This window comes from Pseudomonas sp. S2_C11, from assembly GCF_054668395.1.
The window spans coordinates 2802774-2824131 of record NZ_CP162765.1 but is presented as its reverse complement, the minus strand read 5'-3'; the positions used below and the strand labels follow the sequence as shown (position 1 = coordinate 2824131).

General features: G+C 58.2%; 19 protein-coding genes. 8 read left to right on the top strand and 11 right to left on the bottom strand.

The window, feature by feature from the left end:
• Nucleotides 1–229: 229 nt before the first annotated feature.
• On the bottom strand, nt 230–1768 hold the full coding sequence (locus AB4N48_RS12645; RefSeq protein WP_460093541.1) for a methyltransferase regulatory domain-containing protein: 1539 nt from the start codon (nt 1766–1768) through the stop codon (nt 230–232).
• 337 nt (nt 1769–2105) lie between these two features.
• On the opposite strand from AB4N48_RS12645, the gene AB4N48_RS12640 reads away from it, so the two are divergent.
• A complete protein-coding gene (locus tag AB4N48_RS12640) occupies nt 2106–4025 on the top strand; it encodes a tyrosine-protein phosphatase (protein WP_460093540.1) in 1920 nt (639 codons plus the stop codon).
• A 36-nt stretch (nt 4026–4061) separates the two neighbouring features.
• On the opposite strand, the gene AB4N48_RS12635 is transcribed toward AB4N48_RS12640, so the two are convergent.
• The 3 genes from AB4N48_RS12635 to AB4N48_RS12625 form a co-directional block, all read right to left on the bottom strand.
• Nucleotides 4062–5189 carry a mechanosensitive ion channel family protein gene (locus tag AB4N48_RS12635; RefSeq protein WP_252877936.1) on the bottom strand — a complete coding sequence of 376 codons (1128 nt, stop codon included), beginning with the start codon at nt 5187–5189 and terminating at the stop codon, nt 4062–4064.
• Nucleotides 5190–5354: 165 nt separating this feature from the next.
• The gene (locus tag AB4N48_RS12630; RefSeq protein ID WP_460095545.1) at nt 5355–6338 is read right to left on the bottom strand and encodes a helix-turn-helix transcriptional regulator; all 984 of its coding nucleotides are present in this window, start codon (nt 6336–6338) and stop codon (nt 5355–5357) included.
• A gap of 230 nt (nt 6339–6568) precedes the next feature.
• Nucleotides 6569–7180 (bottom strand): LbetaH domain-containing protein, encoded by a 612-nt coding sequence (locus tag AB4N48_RS12625; protein WP_460095544.1) that lies wholly within the window; start codon nt 7178–7180, stop codon nt 6569–6571.
• Between the two features lie 104 nt (nt 7181–7284).
• Here AB4N48_RS12625 and AB4N48_RS12620 point away from each other — a divergent pair, with 104 nt between their 5' ends.
• Nucleotides 7285–7584 carry a hypothetical protein gene (locus AB4N48_RS12620; RefSeq protein ID WP_207807237.1) on the top strand — a complete coding sequence of 100 codons (300 nt, stop codon included), beginning with the start codon at nt 7285–7287 and terminating at the stop codon, nt 7582–7584.
• A gap of 43 nt (nt 7585–7627) precedes the next feature.
• Here the strand turns inward: AB4N48_RS12620 and AB4N48_RS12615 are convergent, their stop codons facing one another.
• From AB4N48_RS12615 to AB4N48_RS12600, 4 genes are all read right to left on the bottom strand, one after another.
• Entirely contained in the window at nt 7628–8530 is a 903-nt protein-coding gene (locus AB4N48_RS12615; RefSeq protein WP_460095543.1) for a bestrophin family protein, read from the bottom strand.
• Nucleotides 8531–8618: 88 nt separating this feature from the next.
• Nucleotides 8619–9161, bottom strand: a complete 543-nt coding sequence (locus AB4N48_RS12610) for a P-loop NTPase family protein (RefSeq protein ID WP_460095542.1) — start codon at nt 9159–9161, stop codon at nt 8619–8621.
• Between the two features lie 84 nt (nt 9162–9245).
• Nucleotides 9246–10556, bottom strand: a complete 1311-nt coding sequence (locus AB4N48_RS12605) for an NTP/NDP exchange transporter (protein WP_460095541.1) — start codon at nt 10554–10556, stop codon at nt 9246–9248.
• A 57-nt stretch (nt 10557–10613) separates the two neighbouring features.
• Entirely contained in the window at nt 10614–11660 is a 1047-nt protein-coding gene (locus AB4N48_RS12600; RefSeq protein ID WP_460095540.1) for an SDR family oxidoreductase, read from the bottom strand.
• A 145-nt stretch (nt 11661–11805) separates the two neighbouring features.
• Between AB4N48_RS12600 and AB4N48_RS12595 the strand changes: the two genes are divergently transcribed.
• Nucleotides 11806–12738 carry a LysR family transcriptional regulator gene (locus tag AB4N48_RS12595; protein ID WP_305382775.1) on the top strand — a complete coding sequence of 311 codons (933 nt, stop codon included), beginning with the start codon at nt 11806–11808 and terminating at the stop codon, nt 12736–12738.
• A gap of 223 nt (nt 12739–12961) precedes the next feature.
• Here the strand turns inward: AB4N48_RS12595 and AB4N48_RS12590 are convergent, their stop codons facing one another.
• Together AB4N48_RS12590 and AB4N48_RS12585 are read right to left on the bottom strand one after the other, a co-directional pair.
• Nucleotides 12962–14929: an NACHT domain-containing protein gene (locus tag AB4N48_RS12590; RefSeq protein WP_305382776.1), complete on the bottom strand. Its 1968-nt coding sequence runs from the start codon at nt 14927–14929 to the stop codon at nt 12962–12964.
• A 464-nt stretch (nt 14930–15393) separates the two neighbouring features.
• The gene (locus AB4N48_RS12585; protein WP_460095539.1) at nt 15394–15906 is read right to left on the bottom strand and encodes a nuclear transport factor 2 family protein; all 513 of its coding nucleotides are present in this window, start codon (nt 15904–15906) and stop codon (nt 15394–15396) included.
• 281 nt (nt 15907–16187) lie between these two features.
• On the opposite strand from AB4N48_RS12585, the gene AB4N48_RS12580 reads away from it, so the two are divergent.
• The 4 genes from AB4N48_RS12580 (at nt 16188) to AB4N48_RS12565 (ending at nt 18978) form a co-directional block, all read left to right on the top strand.
• Complete coding sequence (locus AB4N48_RS12580; RefSeq protein ID WP_460095538.1) at nt 16188–17081, top strand: AraC family transcriptional regulator; 894 nt, start codon at nt 16188–16190, stop codon at nt 17079–17081.
• A 373-nt stretch (nt 17082–17454) separates the two neighbouring features.
• On the top strand, nt 17455–17754 hold the full coding sequence (locus AB4N48_RS12575; RefSeq protein ID WP_460095537.1) for a metal-sensing transcriptional repressor: 300 nt from the start codon (nt 17455–17457) through the stop codon (nt 17752–17754).
• Between the two features lie 7 nt (nt 17755–17761).
• Nucleotides 17762–18898 carry a nickel/cobalt efflux protein RcnA gene (locus AB4N48_RS12570; protein ID WP_460095536.1) on the top strand — a complete coding sequence of 379 codons (1137 nt, stop codon included), beginning with the start codon at nt 17762–17764 and terminating at the stop codon, nt 18896–18898.
• Entirely contained in the window at nt 18877–18978 is a 102-nt protein-coding gene (locus AB4N48_RS12565) for a YHYH domain-containing protein (RefSeq protein ID WP_460095562.1), read from the top strand. The genes AB4N48_RS12570 and AB4N48_RS12565 overlap by 22 nt, the downstream gene beginning before the upstream one ends.
• A gap of 82 nt (nt 18979–19060) precedes the next feature.
• Here AB4N48_RS12565 and AB4N48_RS12560 read toward each other — a convergent pair whose 3' ends face one another.
• On the bottom strand, nt 19061–19423 hold the full coding sequence (locus AB4N48_RS12560) for a DUF6124 family protein (RefSeq protein ID WP_460143639.1): 363 nt from the start codon (nt 19421–19423) through the stop codon (nt 19061–19063).
• Nucleotides 19424–19969: 546 nt separating this feature from the next.
• On the opposite strand from AB4N48_RS12560, the gene AB4N48_RS12555 reads away from it, so the two are divergent.
• On the top strand, nt 19970–21292 hold the full coding sequence (locus AB4N48_RS12555; RefSeq protein ID WP_457263427.1) for an APC family permease: 1323 nt from the start codon (nt 19970–19972) through the stop codon (nt 21290–21292).
• Nucleotides 21293–21358 lie beyond the last annotated feature (66 nt).

Genomic DNA, 21358 nt, shown 5'->3' with positions numbered 1-21358 from the left:
CGCATGCATAGTTGTGAGGAGTGGGTGGAGCGGAAATTTCGTTTATTGCAGGCCGGCTGGACGGACGGCAGAGGGCGGAAAGTTCCGGAAACAGGACGGTTGGCTTGACCCTGTTCCACGACCAATGTGGTAGCGAGCCTGCTCGCGAATGCGGTACGTCAGTCACCGATTTGGCGGCTGATCCAGCGCTTTCGCGAGCAGGCTCGCTCCCACAATGGTTCGTTGGCAATCAAGCGATCTTCAACGCCCTCAGCACCACCAGCGTCTGCTCGGCGAAGACCTGCGCCTGTGCGGTCAGCGCGGCGATATTGGCTTCGGCAGTGAGCAGCGGCTGGCCGTTCTCTACCAGCACTTCACCTTGTTCGCTGATCACACTCCACGCCAATTGCGCCCACTCGGCTGGCTGCTGTTTGCCTTGCTTGATCGAGATCAGGAACAGCTGCTGGAAGCGGCTGACCGTCACGCCACCGCCAGTGACCGGGCTGGCCAGGGTCTGGATGTTGGCGCCGTACAGCGAGCGTTTGCACAGTTGCAGATTGAGCGCGGCGCAGCGACCGCTGACCTGCGACTCGGCGGCCTCGCTCTGGCACGGAGCGACAGCGCCCATACCGATCAGCACGGCCAGGGCTTGTTCGAGGTCGTCGTAAGCCAGCGCAGCCTCGGACAGCAATTGGCGCATCGATTTGGCCGCATAGTTCTGTGCCGCCAGTGCATCGAGCACCGGGCCGTAAATCTCCGGTTGCAGCGTCGCTTCGCCGGCGGGACCACTGACCGAGCCCGCCACGGTTTCCCAGGGTTGCAGCAGCACGAAACGGCTGTGCAGCATCCTCGCGCGGCGTTCGGCAGCGGACAGGCGCGTCGCGCCACGTACGTACAGGTCGCGGCGGAAGTGCTGGTTGACGAAGTAGTCCCGCGCTTGCTCGCGCATGATCGGATGTTCGATGGTTTCCAGAAAGTCCATGCCTTCAGCGCTCAGGTTGAGCGGGGCGACCGAATCCAGCGGCACTGCCGTGGTGGCGTAGTCGAGTTTGGCCGAGGCCAGCGCGTCGACCATGTCGGCGAAGTACATGCAATTCCAGTCACGGTTGAAATACTCGTGGGCGACGTAGTGACGATCCTGACCCTTGATGCTCTGCAGCCGCGCGCCGAGACTCGGTGCCGCAGCGGCGTATTTCGGGTTGGCCGCGAGCAGTGCTTCGGAAAATTGCAGTGCGGCGTCGATGCGCTGGTCGGAGCGCGACGAGGCATTGGCGAAACGATCGTGCAGGCTGAACAGATTGCGCAGCGGCGCCGATGGCGACCAGCCGGGGAAGCAGTTGTAGCTGACGTAAAGCATGCCGCCCGGTTTCAGGTGACGGCGAGCGAATTCGACGATCAATTTCTGATTGTCGCGGCTGACCCAGGTCCAGATGCCATGCAGGCTGATGCTGTCGAACTGCGGCAGATCATTGCGCGCCAGCAGCTGTTCGAAGCTGTCGTCATACAGGCGGGCGCCGTTGTTGGCGGCAGTCGCGAGTTCGATGGCATGGGCCGCCATACCCGGGTGAAAGTCCGTGCCGACAAACGAACCCGGGTTGGCGGTGGCGTGGATGTTGATCGACACGCCCTGACCGAAGCCCAGTTCGCAGTGCACGCCATCGTTGCTTTCCAGCGTGGCGAACCCGCGCAACAACAGGCAGTAACGCAGGAACACCGGATTGATCTCCCGGCTATAGCTGTAGGTGTAGCCTTCGTCGGTGAAATAACCTTCGTTCCAGGCGTTGCTCATGGGTACAGCCTCTTGTTCTTGAAAGTGATGGCAGTCTTATAAGGGGTTGTGATTGCGCGCGACAAATTGAAAAAACGGATACGTCACCAAACCCTGTGGGAGCGAGCCTGCTCGCGAAAGCTTTTTTCAGTTTGAATATAATCGGCTGACACGCCGCTTTCATGAGCAGGCTCGCTGCCACAGGGATCTTCAACACATTCAAGCAGGATTGATGGACCGATCACGCACCCCACGGCCCATTCGCGCAGGCATTTTGTAGCCAGCCGAAACTGTCATATTCCCTCCCACTCGTCTGCCCATAGTGACCAGCCCAACGCTGATTTCATGAGGCTGCACTGTGTTCCAACGTCTTCTGTGTTCGCTGTCCGTTCTGAGCCTGTCCATCGCCGCTGCCCACGCGGCCGAGCCTGTCAGCCTCGACACGCCGCGCTTGTCCGGCATCGACAACTTCCGCGACATCGCCGGCATCACCACCGCGTACTCCACCGCCCACGAGGGCGTTATGCGCAGCGGCGTGTTCTACCGCTCCAACGCATTGACGCCGTCGGCGACGGATCTGGCGACGCTCAATGGTCTGGGCATCAAAGCCATTTACGACTTGCGCACGCCCAGCGAAATCGCCGCGACGCCCGACACGATGATCACGGGCGCGGCCTACCGCGATATCGACATCATCGGCAGCACCACCTCGGGTGCGGACATCACCAATATCTCGTTCCACAGCGCCGCCGAAGCGGTGGCAATGATGGAGGAAACCAACCGCGCTTTCGTCAGCGATGCCGGCATGCGCGGGCAGTTCGGCCAGTTGTTCAATGAGCTGGCCAGTGTCGACGCTGCGCAGCTGTTCCACTGCACCGCCGGCAAGGACCGCACCGGCTGGACCGCCGCCGTGTTGCAGAGCATCGCTGGCGTCGATGAGGCGACGATCATGGCCAATTATCTGGCGACCAACGACTACACCGCCGCCCGTGTCGCCGCGACCTTGAAAGCGCTGCCGCCGAGCATGGCCGCTGTCTACGAGCCGCTGCTCGGCGTTCAGGCCAGTTACTTGCAGGCCGGTCTCGACCAGGTCGCCGCCGAGTACGGCAGCATGGACAACTACCTCAAGCAGGGCCTCGGTCTGTCCCAGGAAACCATTTACGTGCTGCGCGGCAAACTGGTCGAGTACAACAGCTTGCCGGGTCAGGCCGGGCTGATCGGCAATGCCGCCGCTGGTGCCGAGTTGCTGCGCCAGCTGCAGAACTCCGAGCTGTCCGGCACCTACAGCGCCTACAACTACTACCTGCAATCGGCGATCGACGCCGGCAGTCTGGGCGGTGTCGAATCTCAAGTCGGCGGTCAGGTCCACGCTGATGCGGCCAGCTACCTGCTGCGGCAGAACGCGATGATTGAACAAGCCGCCGCACCGTTCGCCAGCGGCAGCGATCTGAAGATCGGCCAATACCGCCTCTGGAGCACCGCGCTTGCCGGCTACCTCGGCACGGACGGCTCGGCCCACGCCGACAGCAGCAACGAACACAGCCAGGGCCTGATGCTCGGCATTACCCAGCGCTTCAACGAACAACTCAGCGCGCGCGGCGGCTTTGGCTACAGCAAGGGCAGCGTGGGCGGCGCGGGTGGCGAGGCCGATACGGACTTCACCTTCCTCAACCTCGGTGCGCGTTACGGCCTCACCAGCCTTGAGCGCGGCATGTTTGTCGATGCCAACGCCAGCGCCGGTTACGTCGACTACGACAGCAAACGCGAGCTTGGCGGTGGCCTCGGCACTGCCAAGGGCGACACTCACGGCAATCTCACTGGCGCGACCGTGGCGTTGGGTTATCGCCTGCCGCTGAGCAGCGTGATTGTCGAACCGAGCCTGGGCTTTCGCGTCAGTCATCTCGACTTGCAAGGTTTCAAAGAGAAGGGCAGTGAGCTGGCGCTCGACGTCGATGGCATCAAGCAGACCCGCCGCAGCGCGGTGGCCAATCTCGACGTGTCATTTGCCCCGGTGGCCGTGGGTGCGTGGCAGTTGGTCCCGGGCGTTCGCGTGGGCTATGAACGTGCGCTCGGCGATCAGCAAGTCGACAGCGAAGGCCACCTGCTGGGGCTGGATATCGAGCAGCGCGCGGCGTTCGACAACCGCGATCAGTTCAGCGGCGGCGTCAACTTGATGGCCAACCTCGGCGCCCTGAGTGTGGGCGCTGAGGTCGGGGCCAACGGTGGCGGTGACAGCCATGGTTTCAATGGCGGACTGAAAGCCAGTTACGCGTTTTGAACACAGCGAGCCCGGCAGGTTGCCGGGCTCTTGCGCTCAAGCATGCTGCGCACGCGAAGGTTGCTGTGTGCGTGCCGGTGGCGCGGTGGGTTCGGGCAGCGAGGCGACATGCACGGTGCGCGCCGGGAAGGCGAACGTCGCGTCCAGCTCGGCCACCGCTTCCATGATTGCCAGATTGATGCGTTGCTGCACGTCCATGTAGACGTTGTAGCTGGCGTCCAGAACGATATATACCGTCTCGAATTCCAGCGCGCTTTCACCAAAACTGCGGAAATGGCAGCGGTCGAAGCGCGCCTGTTTTTCGTTCTTGATGATGCTTTCAACGCGTTGAGTGATCTGGCGGATCTGTTCGCTGGTGCACTCGTAAGTCAGACGAAACTCGAACACCACTCGACGTTCCTGCAAGCGCTTGTAGTTCTGAATGGTGCTGCCGATCATGTCGGCGTTGGCCATGACAATCTGCTCACCGCCGAGACTGCGGATGCGCGTGGTCTTCAGGCCGACGTGCTCGACCGTACCGGCCAGCGTGCCGACGACGATGAAATCGCCCACCTCAAACGGCTTGTCGACGGCAATCGACAGCGAGGCGAACACGTCGCCGAGAATGTTCTGCACCGCCAGCGCCACCGCGATACCGCCGACACCCAGGCTGGCGACGAATGCAGTGATGTTGACGCCCAGGTTCGACAGCATCGCCAGCAGAATCACCGCCCACAGCAATACCTTGACGCCCCACAGGCTCAGGGTCGCCAAGGCGCTCGCTTGAAAGGAGCCGGTCGCGTTATGCCGCGAGAAATAGCGATGCAGCCCCAGTGCCAGCGCGCGGTTGGTCCACAGGCCGACCTGCAACGCCGCCACCACGAACCACAAACTGCTGACACGCCCGAGCCAGCGCTCGGGCAAATCCAGCAAACCGATGCCGACCAGAATCGATGCCAACAGCAGCAACGTGGTGCTGGTCGCCGCCAGCACTTCGCTGGCCATGTACGTCAGATGCCCATTGCCGGCAGTGGCCCGCGCCTGCACCTTGCGGAAAACGAAGCGGATCGCCGTGGTGGTCAACAGATAACTGAGCGTTGCGGCGAGCAACGCCAGCACCCAGTTCGCCAGTGAAATTCCTAAAATCGTGTGTGTCGTGAAAAAGCCGATGAAATCCTCGGTCATGGAAACCCCCTTGCGAAGCCTGCACCGACGCGCGCAGAAACGCACCGTCGGTCGCAGCCAGGTAAACGCCGCTTGAATCGGCGGTGCCGTCAAACGACCTGTCTGGGTTAGTCGCCCTGAGATTCCTGCTGTTCAATCAAATGCAGGTTTCGCCGGACCGAATGGTCAACGCCTGGCCTTCAACTCCGCTAGGCTAACGCCATAAGCACTCTGAAAATACTGACAAAAGCGCCCGACATTACTGAAGCCAAAGCTCAACGCCACCTCCGTCACGGAGCCTGCATGCCCGCGCACCAACGCCTCATAGGCGCGCTGCAAACGCACCTGCCGCTGATACGCCACGATCGACATCCCGACAAAACGTCGAAAACCTTCCTGCAAGGCGCGCTGGCTGACATGGCTCAACCGCGCCAGATCCACGCCACTGACCAACTGCTGCGGATGCGCCTGAATAAATTCCATCGCAACCTTCACGTGTCGCGGCGCCACACACGGCGCCGGCCCCCGTAATGCCTCGGTGAAATTGTTCGGCCACGCCTCCAGCACCGCATCGATCAACATCTCGCGCAACCGTGACGGCATCAACGTGCCGCTGTTGATCAAGGCATCGAACTCAGTGCCCGTGGCCAGATCGATCAACGCCTTGAGGCCCTGAAATGCCGGGGTATTCAGATCCACGCTTGGCTCAAACACGATCTTCTGCACGACCGGTTTCTCCAGCAGCGCCGACAACCGCTCGGTGAGCTGCAGACGATTGATCGAAATGCCGTGATGCGCGTGATCGTCAACAAAACGCATCGAACGGATATCCGCCTTGTCGATCGCCAGACCGATGTGCGCCATGCCGATGGACTCGGTGGCGTGGTTGAAAACGATCTTGCCGGCGGTGGGGATGACGAAAGTGATTTCGTTCTGCGGATCGGGGAGGGTGACGCTGAAGTCGCCGTGGTAATGCATACGCCGAAAACTCACCCCGTCGTGCCGCCCGTAGACCCCGCCGATGATGATGTTGGAGGGCGGCGGCGGAGTATCGGCGTAGCGGTTGCCGAAGAGCCTGGAGAACAGGGCGCCGAAGTCGGAAGAGGTGAGGTTGTCGGAGCGCAGGATGATTTTTTGCCGGGTTGGGGAGGTGGCGGTGATGGGCGGCATTTTGGAATGCGGGCTCTTGGGGCGATGGTCGAGATCGGTCGAGCGTAGGAGGCGGGAGTGACGGTTCAGTGACAAGGCTGGAACCACGGACTGCTTTCAAGCAAGAGCAGACAGCCAATTAATCGCACTTGCATATTCCCGGCAGACAGATCACCACCTCGGAACATACTCGGGAAGGTACACATTCCAACGGCAGCTTCTGGCCGAAAAATAGATTCGAATATCTGGTGTCAATCGTAAGCAAACTGATCAATCAACCCCAGACGAGGAACACGTGTGTGGGGCCGCAACAAAGCGCCAGGAGCAATCACAGCGTTTGCGCCAATCTTGCAGCCGTCACCCACCAGCGCTCCGAATTTGCTGACGCCTGTTTCGATCACCTGATCTTCGTGGCGGATCTTGATATCGGCTCCGTCCAGTTCGTTACGGTAGTTGGCGATGATCGCACCGGCTTCAATATTTACCGCTTCGCCAATCAATGAGTCGCCGACGAAGTTGAAGTGGGCAAGCTTGCTGCCATCGAGCATGAAGGTACTTTTCAGCTCGCAGCTGGGGCCAACGATGCAGTTTTTGCCGAGGTATACACCTCCCCGTAGATAAGCCCCCGCCGCGACGAAGCAGCTTTCGCCGATGATGATTGCGCCTTTGAGAACGGCGCCTTGCTCAACGATGGCGGTTTCATGAATCGCACAATTGTTGTGGCGCCGGTATCCCGGGCCGAGCGTTTCAAGCAATTCCAGAATCCGGCTCTCGCAATCCTGAACCACCGCCCATGGGGCAGCGGAGTCCACGCCCAGTAATGGCCATTGAGCGATGTAATCTTCGATTTTTGGCGATTTCATAAGAATCTTCCGAATAAGTGGGGCGTGGGTGGACTGTCGACGACTTGAACGACTCGCTATGCCTGCCAGTCGTACCTGTACAAGCATTTTCAAGGTACGGCGCAATGGATAAGACAATTACCGTGGATCAACTGGCCACCACTGATCTGAGATCAATCAACGAGATATGGCTCGGCGGGACCCATACCCAGTTATGCCTATGGCGTGGAGAACAAGTCTTCACCCACGAAATGCTTAGCGAGGGGACCCATGACCAAAATGTGCGACGCCTGTGCTTGCAGTTGGTTGACCCTGACGATCGAGACGCAGTGGCCCGTGTTGAAGCGGTAGCGCGCGAACGACTTGAAGAAATGGGCAAGCAGGGCGAGTTTTACCCGGCCGAGGCGGCGGACACTCGTCAATAGCCGCTCCGCATCAGATAAAAAGCGCTGCTGCTAAAGCAGCGCCTCAAGCGGGCTCCCCAACCCTGCGCACATCCCCCAACGAATCACGCTGCATTGACTGCAAATTCTTTTCGATGGTTTCGCACAGCGCTTCCATTTGAATCTGGTGTTCGCTGTGGCGAAACGGGCTTTGCAGATCGGTGCCGATGCGCTCGATGGCCAGCAGCATGAACCCGACCACGGTCGACGCCAGCGGCGTGAACCAGCCGAGGGATTCCACCAGACCTATCGGGACGATCAGGCAGAACAGCGAAATGAACAGCCGTGGGAAATACACATAAGGGTAGGGCAGCGGGGTATTGGCGATCCGCTCCATGCCGCCTTGGCTGTTGGACAGATCCACTAGGGTCGACTCGAGCCGCGCCAGGCGAATACTGTCCAGATGCCCGGCCTTGTATTCGCGAGCGAGCAAAGTCGCCGAGCCGGTGAGGATATCGTTGGCAAAGTTATTGGTTGTGCCACTGCGGGCGAATTCTTCGGCGGGAATAAACGCCCGCACCTCGTCGGGACATGGCTGGCCCTGTAGGTGCGCGGCGAGGCAATTTACGTAAGCGACGTGGCGGCGCAACAGCGTCGATTTGACCGGATTCACCTCGCCACCAGCGTCGTCCAGCAGCGTCAGCACCTGCCGGGCGAAGCTGCGGGAATTGTTTATCATCGATCCCCACAGCGTCCGCGCCTCCCACCAGCGGTTGTAAGCGCTGCTGTTGCGAAAACTGATCAATACGATCAACGCCGAACCGAGCAAGGTCAGCGGCATCAACGGCAGGTTCAGCTTGGCGTTGAGAAACAGCATGAAGTCGACGGTGACGGCGATGTCCCAGAGCAGCAACCAGAACAAAGACCAGCCCACGTAGCCGAGGGTCTTGATGATCAGACGGTATTTTTTGACGATGGCAGCTTTCAAACGGAAACCTCGTGGCGAGCAGTTTGCTTAAACGCTTAAGCTCGGACGATGCCTGGCACCGGCAGTTCCCTGGTGGAGCGGTCAGCCGTCAGTCAGTCTGCAAAGTCTGGCCCTGTGCAGGGCGAATGCTTTCAAGAAAAATCCTCGTCTCTCGATTCGACCGCAGATGAACCACCCGGCAAACCGATGGCGCCGTTGACACGAATTGGCGCATTTTGGCTCGCGAGGTTTTTCTCGTCTGCCACATGAACCTGAGAAAATCCGGCAGGTTCGCCAGCTGTTCGGGGCAGTTTTCCGGCAAGTCGGGCCGAGACTGACCGTGGTTGAGCAGCGTTCTACGCAGGACGCGCAAGAATCGAAGCGGTGGCGAACGATCGATCCAGATCAGCAGATCTGCACGGGCGATGCGATTTTCCCAAGTGGTTGAATGGTCACCTTCGAATATCCAGCGCTCGCGCGCCTCGACCTCCAGGCAAAGTCGGGTCTTCTCATCCGGGCTTCGCTCGATCCAGCCTGGCTGCCAATGAATCGTGTCGATATGCACGACCGGCAACCCCGTGCGCTCACCAAGCCTGCGCGCCAACGTACTTTTGCCAGACCCAGGCTGACCAACAATCATCACCCGTTGCATCGAAGCTCCTTCTCGCTCTGCAAGCTGATTTTTTGGGCGGGCGATTCTACGGCAATGCCTGTCTCAGTCAATGACCGTTGAACGCTACGCTGCGTTTTGCCGCACTCCCGCCACCCTGGCTCGGCGGTCCGCCCGCTCGCCGAGTCGCCATCCCAGCAGCCCCCACAGCAGTGCGCACAACGCGCCGACCAGCGCTGCCATGCCTGCACCTTGGCTGAGGGCGTCCAGCGCGCTTTTTGCCCAGGCACTGATGGCGTCGCCGGCGCGGTAGACCACGGTGTCGATGAAGTTCTTTGCCTTGTACTTGCTTTCGGCATCGAGCGGGGCAAACAGCATCTCTCGGCCTGGGCGCACGAAGGCGTATTCACCGATGCGGCGCACGATCATCAGCGCGGCGATCAGGCCAAAGCCGGGGGCGAAGATCAGCCCGATAAAACCCGCGCACATGACCAGCGGCACCATGGCCAACAGCACGCCGACGCCGAGCCTTTGCGCGAGGCGTCCAGTGATGAACAGCTGACAGAGCAGGGCGCCCGCCTGCACGACAAAGTCGATGATGCCGAACACGCGCACCTGCGCCTCGCGGTCCGGGAAGTGTTCGGCGACGACGCGTGCCTGCTCGAAGTAAAGGAAGGTGGAGACTGTCGCCAGCAGCACCACAAAACCGCAGATGCCGAGCAGATAGGGTGATTTCAGAACGGCCGTCATACCGCTGAACGGATTGCCCGGCAACGGCCTGCGAGGGCTTTCGCTCGGCGCGGCATCGGGGCGTCCTGCGCCACCCTGTTCACGCCAGTGCATCAGCTGGCGCTTGAACCACATCGCAGCGGCCAGTAGAACAGCGGCCAGCAGCATCAGGCCGGACTCACCCAGCGGACCGATCAGCAAGGCGCTCAGCGCAGGGCCACTCAGGCCGCCGACGCTGGCGCCCGCCGCGATGAACGCGAACAGGCGCTTGGCCTGGGCACTGTCGAAGACATCGGCCATCAGGCTCCAGGCGACCGATACGACAAACAGGTTGTAGACCGATATCCACACGTAAAACACGCGCGCCAGCCAAGGGCTTTCCTCGCCCAGGAACAAGGCGGCGAACAACAGCAGATTGGTGCAGAAGAATCCGTACACCCAGTCCACGAAATGCAGGCGCGGCACGCGTGCGCTGAGCCAGGCGAACAGCGGAACGGCCGCCAGCATGACCAGGAAGGTCGCGGTGAACAGCCACTGCAAGTTCTCGACGCCGGCAGTGATGCCCATCGATTCGCGGATCGGGCGGAGCATGAAATAGCCGGCGAACAGACAAACGAACAGCAGAAAGCCATTGAGCGCAGGGCGCAGCTCGTGAGCCTCGGCATTGATGATGGCGCCGGCGCGGTGGGCGAGAAGAGACGTATCCATGTTGCGCTCCTGTAGGAGTGTCGAGGCAATGGCACGGGGCCTGCCCGTGCCGGACGGTCAGCGGTAAGTGACGCCGGTCAGTCGCTCGGAGAGTTGCCACAGTGTGGCCGAATTCGAGCGATCGGCAGCGGCCGGCGGCATCTTGGCGAAGCCCAGCGGCCCGCGCTTCTCGTTATCACCGGTAGGCCCGTAGTAGGCACCGCCAACCGCCTCCAGCGCCGTCGCCGCATACAGCGTGGGCAGCGCGCCCTGCGCTGCGGAATGATACAGGTCCCGCTCTACAGCCCATTGTTTGCCGAATTGACTGTCCAGGCCAGGCCCACGGGCGATCAGCTCAGTCACGGCGACGCCGGGGTGCGCGGCGATGCTGCGTATCCCCCAACCGGCGGCATCGCTGCGCTGCTGCAGCTCAATACTCCACTTCAGAACCGCCAGTTTCGATTGGCTGTAGCTGGCGAAAGGGTCGTAACTGCGCTCAGCCTGCAGGTCATCGAAGTTCAGACTTGCGCGCCCGGCGGCGATGCTCGACAGGCTGACCACCCGACCATCGTCGCTTTTGCGTAGCAGAGGCATCAGCAGGCCGGTCAAGGCGAAATGCCCCAGGTAATTGGTCGCCAGTTGCATCTCGTAGCCATCGGCGGAAACGCCTCGTACAGGCGGCGACATGATCGCAGCATTGTTGATCAGCACGTCGAGCCTCGGCAGGCGCCCTTGCAGACGGTTGGCGAGGTCGCGTACCGATTGCAGATTGGCAAGGTCCAGCGTCTCGAATTGCACGCGCGCCTCGGGCACGGCTTGCTTGATGTTTGCGATCGCTTCGCGGCCGCGCTCGGCGTTGCGTGCGGCGATGATCACCTCGGCACCGGCGCGCGTCAGGGCCAGCGCGTCTTCATAGCCCATGCCGCTGGTCCCTCCGGTCACCAGCACAATGCGGCCTTTCTGGCTGGGCATGTCGTGGGTTGACCAGTCCGGCTTCGGCTCTGTTCGGGAAGTCGCCTGCGCAGCCAGTGTGCCGGCCATCGCGGAAATGGCGAACAGCGTTCGGGCGGCCTTGAGAATGCGTTGGGTCGCAGTATTGCTCGGCGTAGCGGGTGAATGGCTCATTGGGGAAATCTCATTCGCGGTACAGGTTCCCGGTTGGCGGGGCGAGTGAGCAGTATCGGTGTACGAATGCGCGAGGATAAGTCGGTCATTTGTGGATGGCCCGTACGGTATGGCGTACAGTCAGGCGCCTGCGGAGGAAGCATTCATGCGTAAACCAAACCTTACCGATGTGTCGATATTTGCTGCGGTGGTCGAGGCGGGGGGATTTCGTGCTGCCGCGCAAAAACGCGGTTTGTCCGCCTCGTCGCTGAGCGATTGCATGCGTCGGCTGGAAAGCGACCTGGGCGTGCGCCTGCTCAATCGAACCACGCGCAGCGTCACGCCGACGGCGGCCGGCGAACGATTGCTCGAGCGCCTGCGCCCGGCCTTGCAAGAAATCGACGCCGCTTTCAACGATCTCGACGACGACGCTCAGCGCCCGGTCGGCACGCTCAAACTCAATGTGCCAGTGCCGGTGGCACGCTTTCTGTTGCCCGACCTGCTGGCGCGTTTTCTGCGCCTTTATCCAGGGGTCAGTGTCGAAGTCGTCATGGACAACACCTTTGTCGACGTCAACGCTGGCGGGTATGACGCCGGCGTGCGCTATGAAGAGAGCCTGGCCAAGGACATGATCGCCGTGCCCATCGGCCCGCGTCGCCAACGCTTCGTTGCAGCCGCCGCCCCGGGCTATCTGGCTGAACGCGGTACGCCCACTCACCCCGAAGAACTGCCGGGCCATGACCTGCTTGGCCATCGCTTCGAGAGTGGCAAAGTCGGCGTGTTCGAGTTCCATCGAGACGGCCGTATCGTGCGTATCCCGCCTCAGGGGCAACTGCTGACGTCGTCGCACGATCTGAAAATTCGCTCTGCCATCAACGGACTGGGCATCGTCTATACCTTCGAGGACTTTCTACGCGAGCCACTCTCCGATGGTCGACTGGTGCCGATTCTCGAGGACTGGTGGCAGGCCTTCGACGGCCCGTTTCTGTATTACCACGGCCGCCGTCACATGCCTTCGCCGCTGAGGGCGTTTGTGGATTTTTTGCGGGGGGAAGGGGAGATTGCGGAGAGTTCAGGTGTTTTCGGCGCTGTTTCGTGAGGTCAATGCGTGGTCTGCCAGCAGGGCGCCCGTGGTGGCGGGCAGCAATCGGCCACAAACAGCCCATTATGAGTGGCGGCTTTAGACCCGTAGCGGACATCTTGAGCCTGGGGGGCTTCGCAGCCCACCGCCGGTGGGTTCGGTTCCAACAGGGTCGCGAGTTAATATTTAATTGTCACCTCTAATACTGAACTCTAAAGACTTTAGATTGATAAGTCTTTGATTAAAGAAAGTCTTTCATATCAATATCCAGATTGGATCTAGATTCTATTTTCGCAAGAAGAGCATCAACCTTTTCAAAGTCCAATAGGCGAATCCCTGCTGCCTTAAAGGGATCTTCAAGGATTGCTAAGAATATATCTTTGATCGCGATATTTTCCGAGTGTAGCTCTTTAATAACTTTGGTATTGGGGTGGACCCACTTGCCTACTGGTATTGTTTTTTCCAATCCGTCAAAAATATATTGTGTCTTGTGAGAATTGAGGTTGGTGGTGTATTCTGAAGTTATAGCTTCCCAAGCCAGTTTATGAAGATTTTCATGTTTGTCTTCATATGCTACAACAAGAAAAAATGGAGTACCATTAAGCGTCCCCTCTCTCCAGCACTCAGAATATTGTCCGCTGTTTTCATGTATATGGCATGAAAAAATAAGGGCTGGGGTGCCATCGTCCTCTTCGAATGACTCTGCGTTCCCTTCGACAGCCCAAAGCCCAATTTTTAATTTATTGACAAATTGGCAGGTGCTAATGGCATTGACTTGCTCGTTTTTACTGACAGTCAGAGCTTTCGCCTCGAGTGCAAATTTCTGAGTGATAACAGACTCAAAAAGCAACGGATTCATATCATTTAAAAACTCGAAAACCTTAGCAAAAGACGCAGCCAATGGACTTTCAAATATTTTTTTAAGTAAGCGCAGGCTGGACTCGTTGAATATTATGTATTCTGCAGCAAAGTACTCTAACAGCGTTTTGTGGAAGAATTTATATTCTGTACCATCTCGTTGCATAAGAGGGACGGCGACAAAGAGATCATCTAAGAAACTTGATGTAGAATTAGGTATCGCCAAACTGATCTTGGCCGCGTCATTGATGAAGCTGTCAGCCTCGCTAAGGCTTTCAAATGAGGTCTTTGTTCTAAGCATCATGTAATGACACAGGGCTCGAAGCAGCTTTCTGAAATCCTCAAATCCAAGACCTGATTTTTTCTCCCGCGCGTATCCGTTTTTATTAATTAAATCGTGCCCTTTGTACAGGGCATGGTATATCTCATCGTAAAATGTCGATATCTTATCTGCAATTGAGTTGTTTACTCCGTAAGTCCTATACAGCAACGATACTAAAAGTGGACTTTCGATAAATTTAGAAGGGATGCTAGACACATCTCGACTGAGCTTTTCCCCGATATCCAGCCCCGATATCTTGTCGTATCTTTTTAATAAGGACAATGCTTGCTCCTCGGTGAAAGGAGCAAACTTCAAAGAGGTTGCATTGATCAAATCTGGGATAATTTCTTGCGGGCGCGTGGTAATAATAATCGCATTATCCCCGCCTTTCGCTGACATCTCGTGAAGTTGATTTGCCAGCAAATGCTGGTGAGCAATCGAGACCTCGTCAAAACCGTCGAGTATAACGAAAAACTTCCCTAATCTCAAAAGTCTATAGAACAACTTTCGATCAAATTTTTCGTCAGGAAAATCAAGCTCTGTCACGATGTTATCTGTGAAGTTTAGCTGCGGATCTACTTTTCTAAGATCGAAAAGTATTGGAATTCGGCCTGATTTGAATAACAGTTTTGCAACGATAAATTTTGAAAATGTACTCTTCCCCATTCCTGCGCCATCAACGATGATAGTGGGCCTCGTCGGGGAAGAGACGAGCTCGTCTGCGGTAATTAAGTTGTCACATGTGCCGAAGTGGGTATTTCGCACCATGTAAAGAGGTTCGTACGCTTCGAATATATCCAGCTTTAGCTGAGGAAACGTAATAGAAGTTATCTCTCCCACACGCTCTGAGAGCTTTATTAGGTAGCGCTCCATTGTAGAAGCGAGCGCGTCGGCGTTAAGTTTTCCTTTCAGATCCTTTTCTGTAGCCCACTTCCTGACCCTCTCGACAGTCGGAGATAAGGCTGCGCTTATTAGTTCCATTCCCGGTTTTACTGCTTCACTAATTACTTTTTGCTCTATTGACGACATCGCTATTCCCTTATGGTTGCCATTAAAAAAGTTTCCGAATTTCAATCTGGATTGAAAACAGAGTTTCGCATGGGGCGATTCTATGCACTTAATCATCCTATGGATAGTCGGCGCAGCATAAGAGAAATTTCGCATTTTTGTTCTTCTAACTCACCGGAGATGGTATGTCTAGCAAACTAAATAGCGAGGTCAATCCATGCCGTCTGTAGCCCTGTGTGCGGTTGCAGCGTCACTTGGTAAAGCAGTAGGTCCGGCTTTGTGGCTCAACGCTTAGAACCGGCGCTTGTGATCAACACAAAGCTCCGCCACTCACTCGGACGGCTTCAAGTAGCGCCCGCCCGTGTCGCGTACATTGAGCAACCGGCAGTTAATGGCCGAAATACGACATTCGACGGCATGCCCACCTGCGCAACATCTTGCACCCTCCCGCAGGCAGATCCTCAAGTTGATCTTGGCAGGATTATCTATTCAACATCGCCCGCTTTAAGCGGAATTCGCCTGACAACGTCGTCGTAAGGCACCAGGTCGAGAAAGGCAGTCACATCAACTGCCTGCATATTTCGCATGCGCATGATCCATACGTAGCTGTTGCGATAAGGCGCGCCATCGGTTGCGGTGGCGGTGGCGTTCCAGTGCACAACGACGTCATCGCCTTCAGCCCAGATATCCGTCACCGTCGGGCGAACGGGCGAGGCGAGCCGTTTTGCGAAGGGTTGGACTGCGCGTTTCAGGAAGTCATCTCGGCCGCGATAAGTACCCGCCGAGGGGCTCGTCCCCTTGATTGTCCAGATCACATCGGGAGCCAGGACATCTGTGAAGAACGTCCGGCCGCCTTGAGCCCACTGGTTGAACGCTTGCGCAATGAATTGGCGATTGCGTTCCGTAGTCGGTTCGCTGGCCACGGCGGGCGCCGGCCCTGCGATGAGTGTGGTGAGGACCAGTGCTAGCGCTGTAGAGAGGCGTTGAACAAGCGTCATTTCCTGTGCTCCTTAATCTGTCCGATGAGCCCCGTCGAGTTGGATGGGCCGTTGTTGTTATCTGTAAGCCGCTAGTTGCGTTCCGCGACGCCGTTGTTCTATACGGGGCATTGGCGAGGAACCGTCGGCGCGGGGCATTGAGTGGACGGCAGTATCTCTGGGCTTCATCTGAAGTGTGACTTACGAGCGGAGGAGGGCTGTTGCACGATCCTCCTGACTTCTTGCTTGATCATCCGATACCAGATGTTTAACCGCCGCATCGCCACGTTATGGAGTTGTATTTGAATTCCCTTTCAAAGCTTGTCGATATCGTTGGTCGTCACGTCCGGGATAACGGCATTCACAGCACCGCGATCCCGGGTGTCAGCCTTATTCGCTCGGCTACGCCCACGATGCCTATGCCGGTGGTGTACGAGCCAACACTCTGCCTTGTCGCTCAGGGACGTAAACAAGCGATGCTGGGTACTACCGTCTATGTTTACGATCCGGCCAAGTACCTGATTGCATCGGTAGACCTTCCGGTGATGGGCTCGGTCATCGAGGCGAGTGAGGCTGTTCCTTATCTGTGCCTGGCGCTGGATCTCGATACCACTGTGTTGAGCGACCTTGCGCTGCGCCATCCGCTAAGAGAAGAGAGCGTCAGTGCACCGCCGGCAGGCATTACGCTCAACGATACGACTCCAGAACTGCTGGATGCTGCGGTTCGGCTGGCCGGGCTGCTCGACAGGCCACGGGATATCGAAGCGCTCGCTCCGCTGGTGATCCGCGAAATGCTTTATCGCCTTCTAACCGAAAACGGCAACAGCATCATCAGGCAGATGGCACAAGCAGACAACCGCTTGAACCAGATCGCCAAGGCCATTGCCTGGCTGCGCAGCCATTACAACGAAGCGTGCCGGATAGATGACCTCGTCGGTATCGCCGGGATGAGCCGTTCCTCGTTTCATGCGCATTTCAAGGCGATCACCTCAATGAGCCCGCTGGAATTTCGTAACCAGTTGCGGCTACAGGAAGCACGCCGGCTGATGGTCACCGAAGCGGTCGATGCCGCAGAGGCGGGATATACGGTCGGTTATGAAAGCCCCTCGCAGTTCAGTCGGGACTACGCCCGTCTGTTCGGCATGCCACCAGCGAAAGACGCCTGGCGGTTGCGCACGGACATTTGCGGGATTTGAATCCAGCATTTTTCTTCGCGCAGAAAAAAACGAGGCCGCATTTGCGGCCTCGTTTTCCATGTGTTCCGGACTACTGTTTGACGCTCAGGTAATCGCCGGTCGTGGCTGGATGACGACTCTTCGCCGTGAGAATGGTGGACGTCCTGAGCGATCTCCCAGGCTGGCTGCCCCGAGGTGACTGGCAACGAATAGGTATGCCCGGCCCAGGCCATGAACATGGCGAGAGCAAGCGCGATTACTGCCGTCGTTGTCAGTGTTTTGCTGTACATGGTGTTAAAGGTTTCAACTCGTCGACAGGGCGTTCAAGCGATTTGCCTAATCCCCCCTGGGGGGATAGGATGCCAGCGATTCATCGAGCCCTGAGACTCAACTCATGAGTGAACACGAACACGACCACAGCCATCCCCACACCCAGCAAAGTCATGAGGCGATCATCAAACGCCTCAAGCGGGCGGACGGGCATTTGCGCGGCATCATCACCATGATCGAAGAAGGGCGTCAGTGCGTGGATATCGCCCAGCAGCTTCATGCGGTCGAGAAAGCGATCTGCCAGGCCAAACGCACGCTCATCCAGGATCACATCGACCACTGCCTCGAAGATACCGTTTCGGCGCTAGGCAATGGCGAGCGCGCACCGCTGGAAGCCTTCAAACAAATCACCAAGTACCTTTAGGTCTGACATGCCCGATTTCGCTGAACTGTTGCAGCAAGGCGGGGCTCACGCCTGGCTGTATTTCCCGAGCGCGATTCTGCTCGGCGCCTTGCATGGCCTGGAGCCAGGCCATTCGAAAACCATGATGGCGGCCTTCATCGTGGCCATCCGTGGCTCGGTCAAACAGGCTGTTTTGTTGGGGTTGGCCGCAACGCTTTCGCACACCGCCGTGGTGTGGCTGGTCGCCATCGGCGGCATGTACCTGGGCAAAGGCCTGGATGCTCAAACCACTGAGCCGTATTTCCAGCTTGCTTCCTCTGCACTGATCATCGCGATTGCCCTGTGGATGCTGTGGCGTACCTGGCGCGGTGAGCAGATGTTCAAGTTCGAGCAAAGCGATGATCACCATCACGGCGAACACGACCATGGTCATCATGATGAAACGCACCGAATAGATACCGGCCATGGCCGTGTTGAACTGTCGATCTTCGAGGAAGGCATGCCACCGCACTGGCGCCTGAAGACCTTGAGCGGACACGCCTGGGCAGCCTCGGATGTTCGCCTGACCACGACGCGTCCGGACGGCAGCAGCCAATCGTTCGCGTTCGTCGAGCGTGAAGGCTTTCTGCAGTCGACGGTGGATATTCCGGAACCGCACGAGTTCAGCGCTCGCTTGAGCCTTGGACATGCCGGGCATTCGCATGATTACGACCTGACGTTCCAGGAGCATGATCACGGGCATGCGCATTCCGAACTCGAAGGTCTGGAGCTGTCGATTGATGGCTATCAGGATGCGCACGAACGTGCTCATGCCAACGACATCCGTAAGCGCTTCACCAACCGCGAAGTGACCATGGGTCAGATCGTCATGTTCGGGCTGACTGGCGGCCTGATTCCCTGTCCGGCTGCCATCACTGTCCTGTTGCTGTGCCTGCAAGTCAAAGAGGTCGCGCTCGGCGGCATGCTCGTCCTGTGTTTCAGTATCGGCCTGGCGCTGACTTTGGTCACTGTCGGTGCCGCTGCGGCCATTGGTGCCAGACAGGCTTCCAATCGCTGGCCGTGGCTGGGAACCGTAGCGCGCCGCGCTCCTTACCTGTCCAGCGTGCTGATCATTGGCGTTGGCCTCTATGTCGGCTTTCATGGCTGGATTGGCCTGAGCGCATAAGGCCGTTTGCGCACAGCGGTGGCACTGATTCAAAGGGTTGCCATCGCAACCATAAAACCAACGACTACCACTGCCACTGACGAGCAAAAAGCCCAGCGCAAGGCTGGGCTATCGAGGAGCGCGATGGGGGCGAGGCATTAGCGAACGCCTGCATCCGCAGAATTACTCGACCGGCACGACGTTATCCAACGCCTGATTAACCGCGAGCTCGCCAAGCATCACCACTTGCGCGATACCTTGCAGTGTCTTGCGAGCAGATCCTTCAACCATCCCGATCACATCACTCAGCATTACCGAGGCGGAGCCTAGCGATTCGCTGGCGTTGACCAGTAATTCTTCGGTCGCGGTTTTCGGGTTGGCGAGGAACATGCTGCTGGTCTGGTAGGGCGTGGTTTTGAGGGTGTCGGTGGGTTTGAGGTAGTGGTCGAGCGCGCGGTCGGCGGCTTCGTGGAGTTTTTTTGAGTCGAGGGATTCGGAGGGGGAGGTTGCGTCCGACGCTGGAGGGTTAGGCGTTACTTTGAACATGGTGAAGCTCCATATGTGACCAAGGGAGCCATCACTCTCGCTACCAAACGAAGGGTGGTGGCCATACGAAGGTTGGTAGACCGGCCCACATGGAAAAACCGGCGCGCTCGAAAACGCCCTGCGCATGGCCACCATAAAACCGATGCGAAAGCATCTGCATAGAATGACGTTATGCGCCATGTGGAAAGCGGGCTACCAAACCCGATCACTGGTTTTCAGTGACCGGCCAACGATAGAACCACGGCCCGAGGCGCACAAGCCGGCGGATTCTGGCGTAGTCGTAGGCAATGGCGCAAGGCGTTGTAGCTTGCTGGAACAGTCTGGATGTCGGTTTTAAACGGGGTGTTTAGGGAATTGGTTTTGGCTGATGTTTTGTGTTGATCGGGCTGGGGTCTTCGCGAGCAGGCTCGCTCCCACAGGTGTCGAGTTGGCAACGTTTACAGCGTCGTGCCAGTCGGGCGGTCACACATTTTGAACTTTGCTTTCGGCGCCATTTCCATTGTTTGAGGTGAAAACCCTCCAGCTCCTACCCACCTGAATCAAGGAATGACCGTGACGGCTCCCACTCATAAACCTGCTCTGCGCCGGGCTATCACTTTCCCGATGCTGTTTCTGTTTATTCTCGGCGATGTACTCGGCGCGGGTGTTTACGCACTCGCCGGAACGATCGCAGGGGAGGTGGGCGGCGCGATTTGGGTGCCGCTGCTGATTGCGCTGTTCTTCGCCATGTTGACGGCGGGTTCCTACGCGGAGTTGGTGACCAAATATCCTCACGCCGGCGCGGCTTCGGTGTTCGCGGAAAAGGCCTTCAAGTCACCGCTCATTTCCTTCCTCGTCGGTTTCTGCATGCTGGCGGCTGCGGTCACCAGCGCTGCGGGTTTGTCGCTGGCGTTTGCCGGTGATTACCTCAACGCCTTCGTTGACGTATCGCCGCAGATTGCCGCCCTAGTGTTTCTTCTGGCGATCGGCCTGCTCAACGCGCGGGGGATCAAGGAGTCGCTTGGGGCAAACCTGGTGATGACCGTGATTGAACTGTCCGGGCTGATTTTGGTGATCGTCGCCGCTGTCTGGTATTTCCGCACAGGCGATGCGGATCTGGGGCGGACGCTCACGTTCAAGCCGGGCGTCAGTCCCATGCTGGCGGTGTTGGGGGCGGCGTTGTTGGCTTTCTATTCCTTCGTAGGCTTCGAAACCTCGGCCAATCTCGCCGAGGAAATCAAGGACGTGCGCAAGGTCTACCCGCGCGCCTTGTTCGCGGCTTTGCTCACCGCTGGCGTGGTTTACATGGCGGTGGGCGTGGCGGCTTCTTCGGTATTGCCTACCGAGAAGTTGGTGGCCACGTCGGCGCCTTTGCTCGAAGTTGTCCGCGCATCGACCCTCGCAATCCCGCCGGCACTGTTCTCTTTCATTGCGCTGATTGCTGTGGCCAACGGTGCGCTGTTAACCATGATCATGGCCAGCCGATTGACCTATGGCATGGCGAATCTGGGGCTGTTGCCGGGTGTTTTGGGTGCGGTGCTGCCTGAACGAAAAACTCCATGGGCTGCCATTGTTGCAACTACCGTGGTCGCTATTGCCCTGACACTCACAGGCACGCTGGCAACGTTGGCAGAGACGGTGGTTTTGCTGTTGCTGTTCGTTTTTCTGAGTACCAATGTGGCGGTGCTGGTTCTTCGGCGGGACAGGGTAGAGGAGGATCACTTTCGCGTGCCGACCTTTGTCCCGGTGCTTGCGATCGTGTCGTGTCTGGTGCTGCTCAGTCAGCAGGGGTGGGAGACGTGGTTGCGGGCGGGGGCGCTGATCATTGTCGGGATGTTGCTGCATGGCTTTTCTCGTATCAATTTTTCTGCGATCAGTAAGGCTGGTTAGCGTCACGTTTCCTGGCAGGTGATGGGCGGGAGATTTGTGTTGTTTGGGCGGGCGTATTCGCGAGCG

Bases quoted from the DNA above. Each gene is read 5' to 3' on its own strand.
- AB4N48_RS12645 (WP_460093541.1), bottom strand. From the start codon at position 1,768: ATGAGCAACGCCTGGAACGAAGGTTATTTCACCGACGAAGGCTACACC.
- AB4N48_RS12635 (WP_252877936.1), bottom strand. From the start codon at position 5,189: ATGACCGAGGATTTCATCGGCTTTTTCACGACACACACGATTTTAGGA.
- AB4N48_RS12630 (WP_460095545.1), bottom strand. From the start codon at position 6,338: ATGCCGCCCATCACCGCCACCTCCCCAACCCGGCAAAAAATCATCCTG.
- AB4N48_RS12625 (WP_460095544.1), bottom strand. From the start codon at position 7,180: ATGAAATCGCCAAAAATCGAAGATTACATCGCTCAATGGCCATTACTG.
- AB4N48_RS12620 (WP_207807237.1), top strand. From the start codon at position 7,285: ATGGATAAGACAATTACCGTGGATCAACTGGCCACCACTGATCTGAGA.
- AB4N48_RS12610 (WP_460095542.1), bottom strand. From the start codon at position 9,161: ATGCAACGGGTGATGATTGTTGGTCAGCCTGGGTCTGGCAAAAGTACG.
- AB4N48_RS12605 (WP_460095541.1), bottom strand. From the start codon at position 10,556: ATGGATACGTCTCTTCTCGCCCACCGCGCCGGCGCCATCATCAATGCC.
- AB4N48_RS12600 (WP_460095540.1), bottom strand. From the start codon at position 11,660: ATGAGCCATTCACCCGCTACGCCGAGCAATACTGCGACCCAACGCATT.
- AB4N48_RS12595 (WP_305382775.1), top strand. From the start codon at position 11,806: ATGCGTAAACCAAACCTTACCGATGTGTCGATATTTGCTGCGGTGGTC.
- AB4N48_RS12590 (WP_305382776.1), bottom strand. From the start codon at position 14,929: ATGTCGTCAATAGAGCAAAAAGTAATTAGTGAAGCAGTAAAACCGGGA.
- AB4N48_RS12585 (WP_460095539.1), bottom strand. From the start codon at position 15,906: ATGACGCTTGTTCAACGCCTCTCTACAGCGCTAGCACTGGTCCTCACC.
- AB4N48_RS12575 (WP_460095537.1), top strand. From the start codon at position 17,455: ATGAGTGAACACGAACACGACCACAGCCATCCCCACACCCAGCAAAGT.
- AB4N48_RS12570 (WP_460095536.1), top strand. From the start codon at position 17,762: ATGCCCGATTTCGCTGAACTGTTGCAGCAAGGCGGGGCTCACGCCTGG.
- AB4N48_RS12560 (WP_460143639.1), bottom strand. From the start codon at position 19,423: ATGTTCAAAGTAACGCCTAACCCTCCAGCGTCGGACGCAACCTCCCCC.
- AB4N48_RS12555 (WP_457263427.1), top strand. From the start codon at position 19,970: ATGACCGTGACGGCTCCCACTCATAAACCTGCTCTGCGCCGGGCTATC.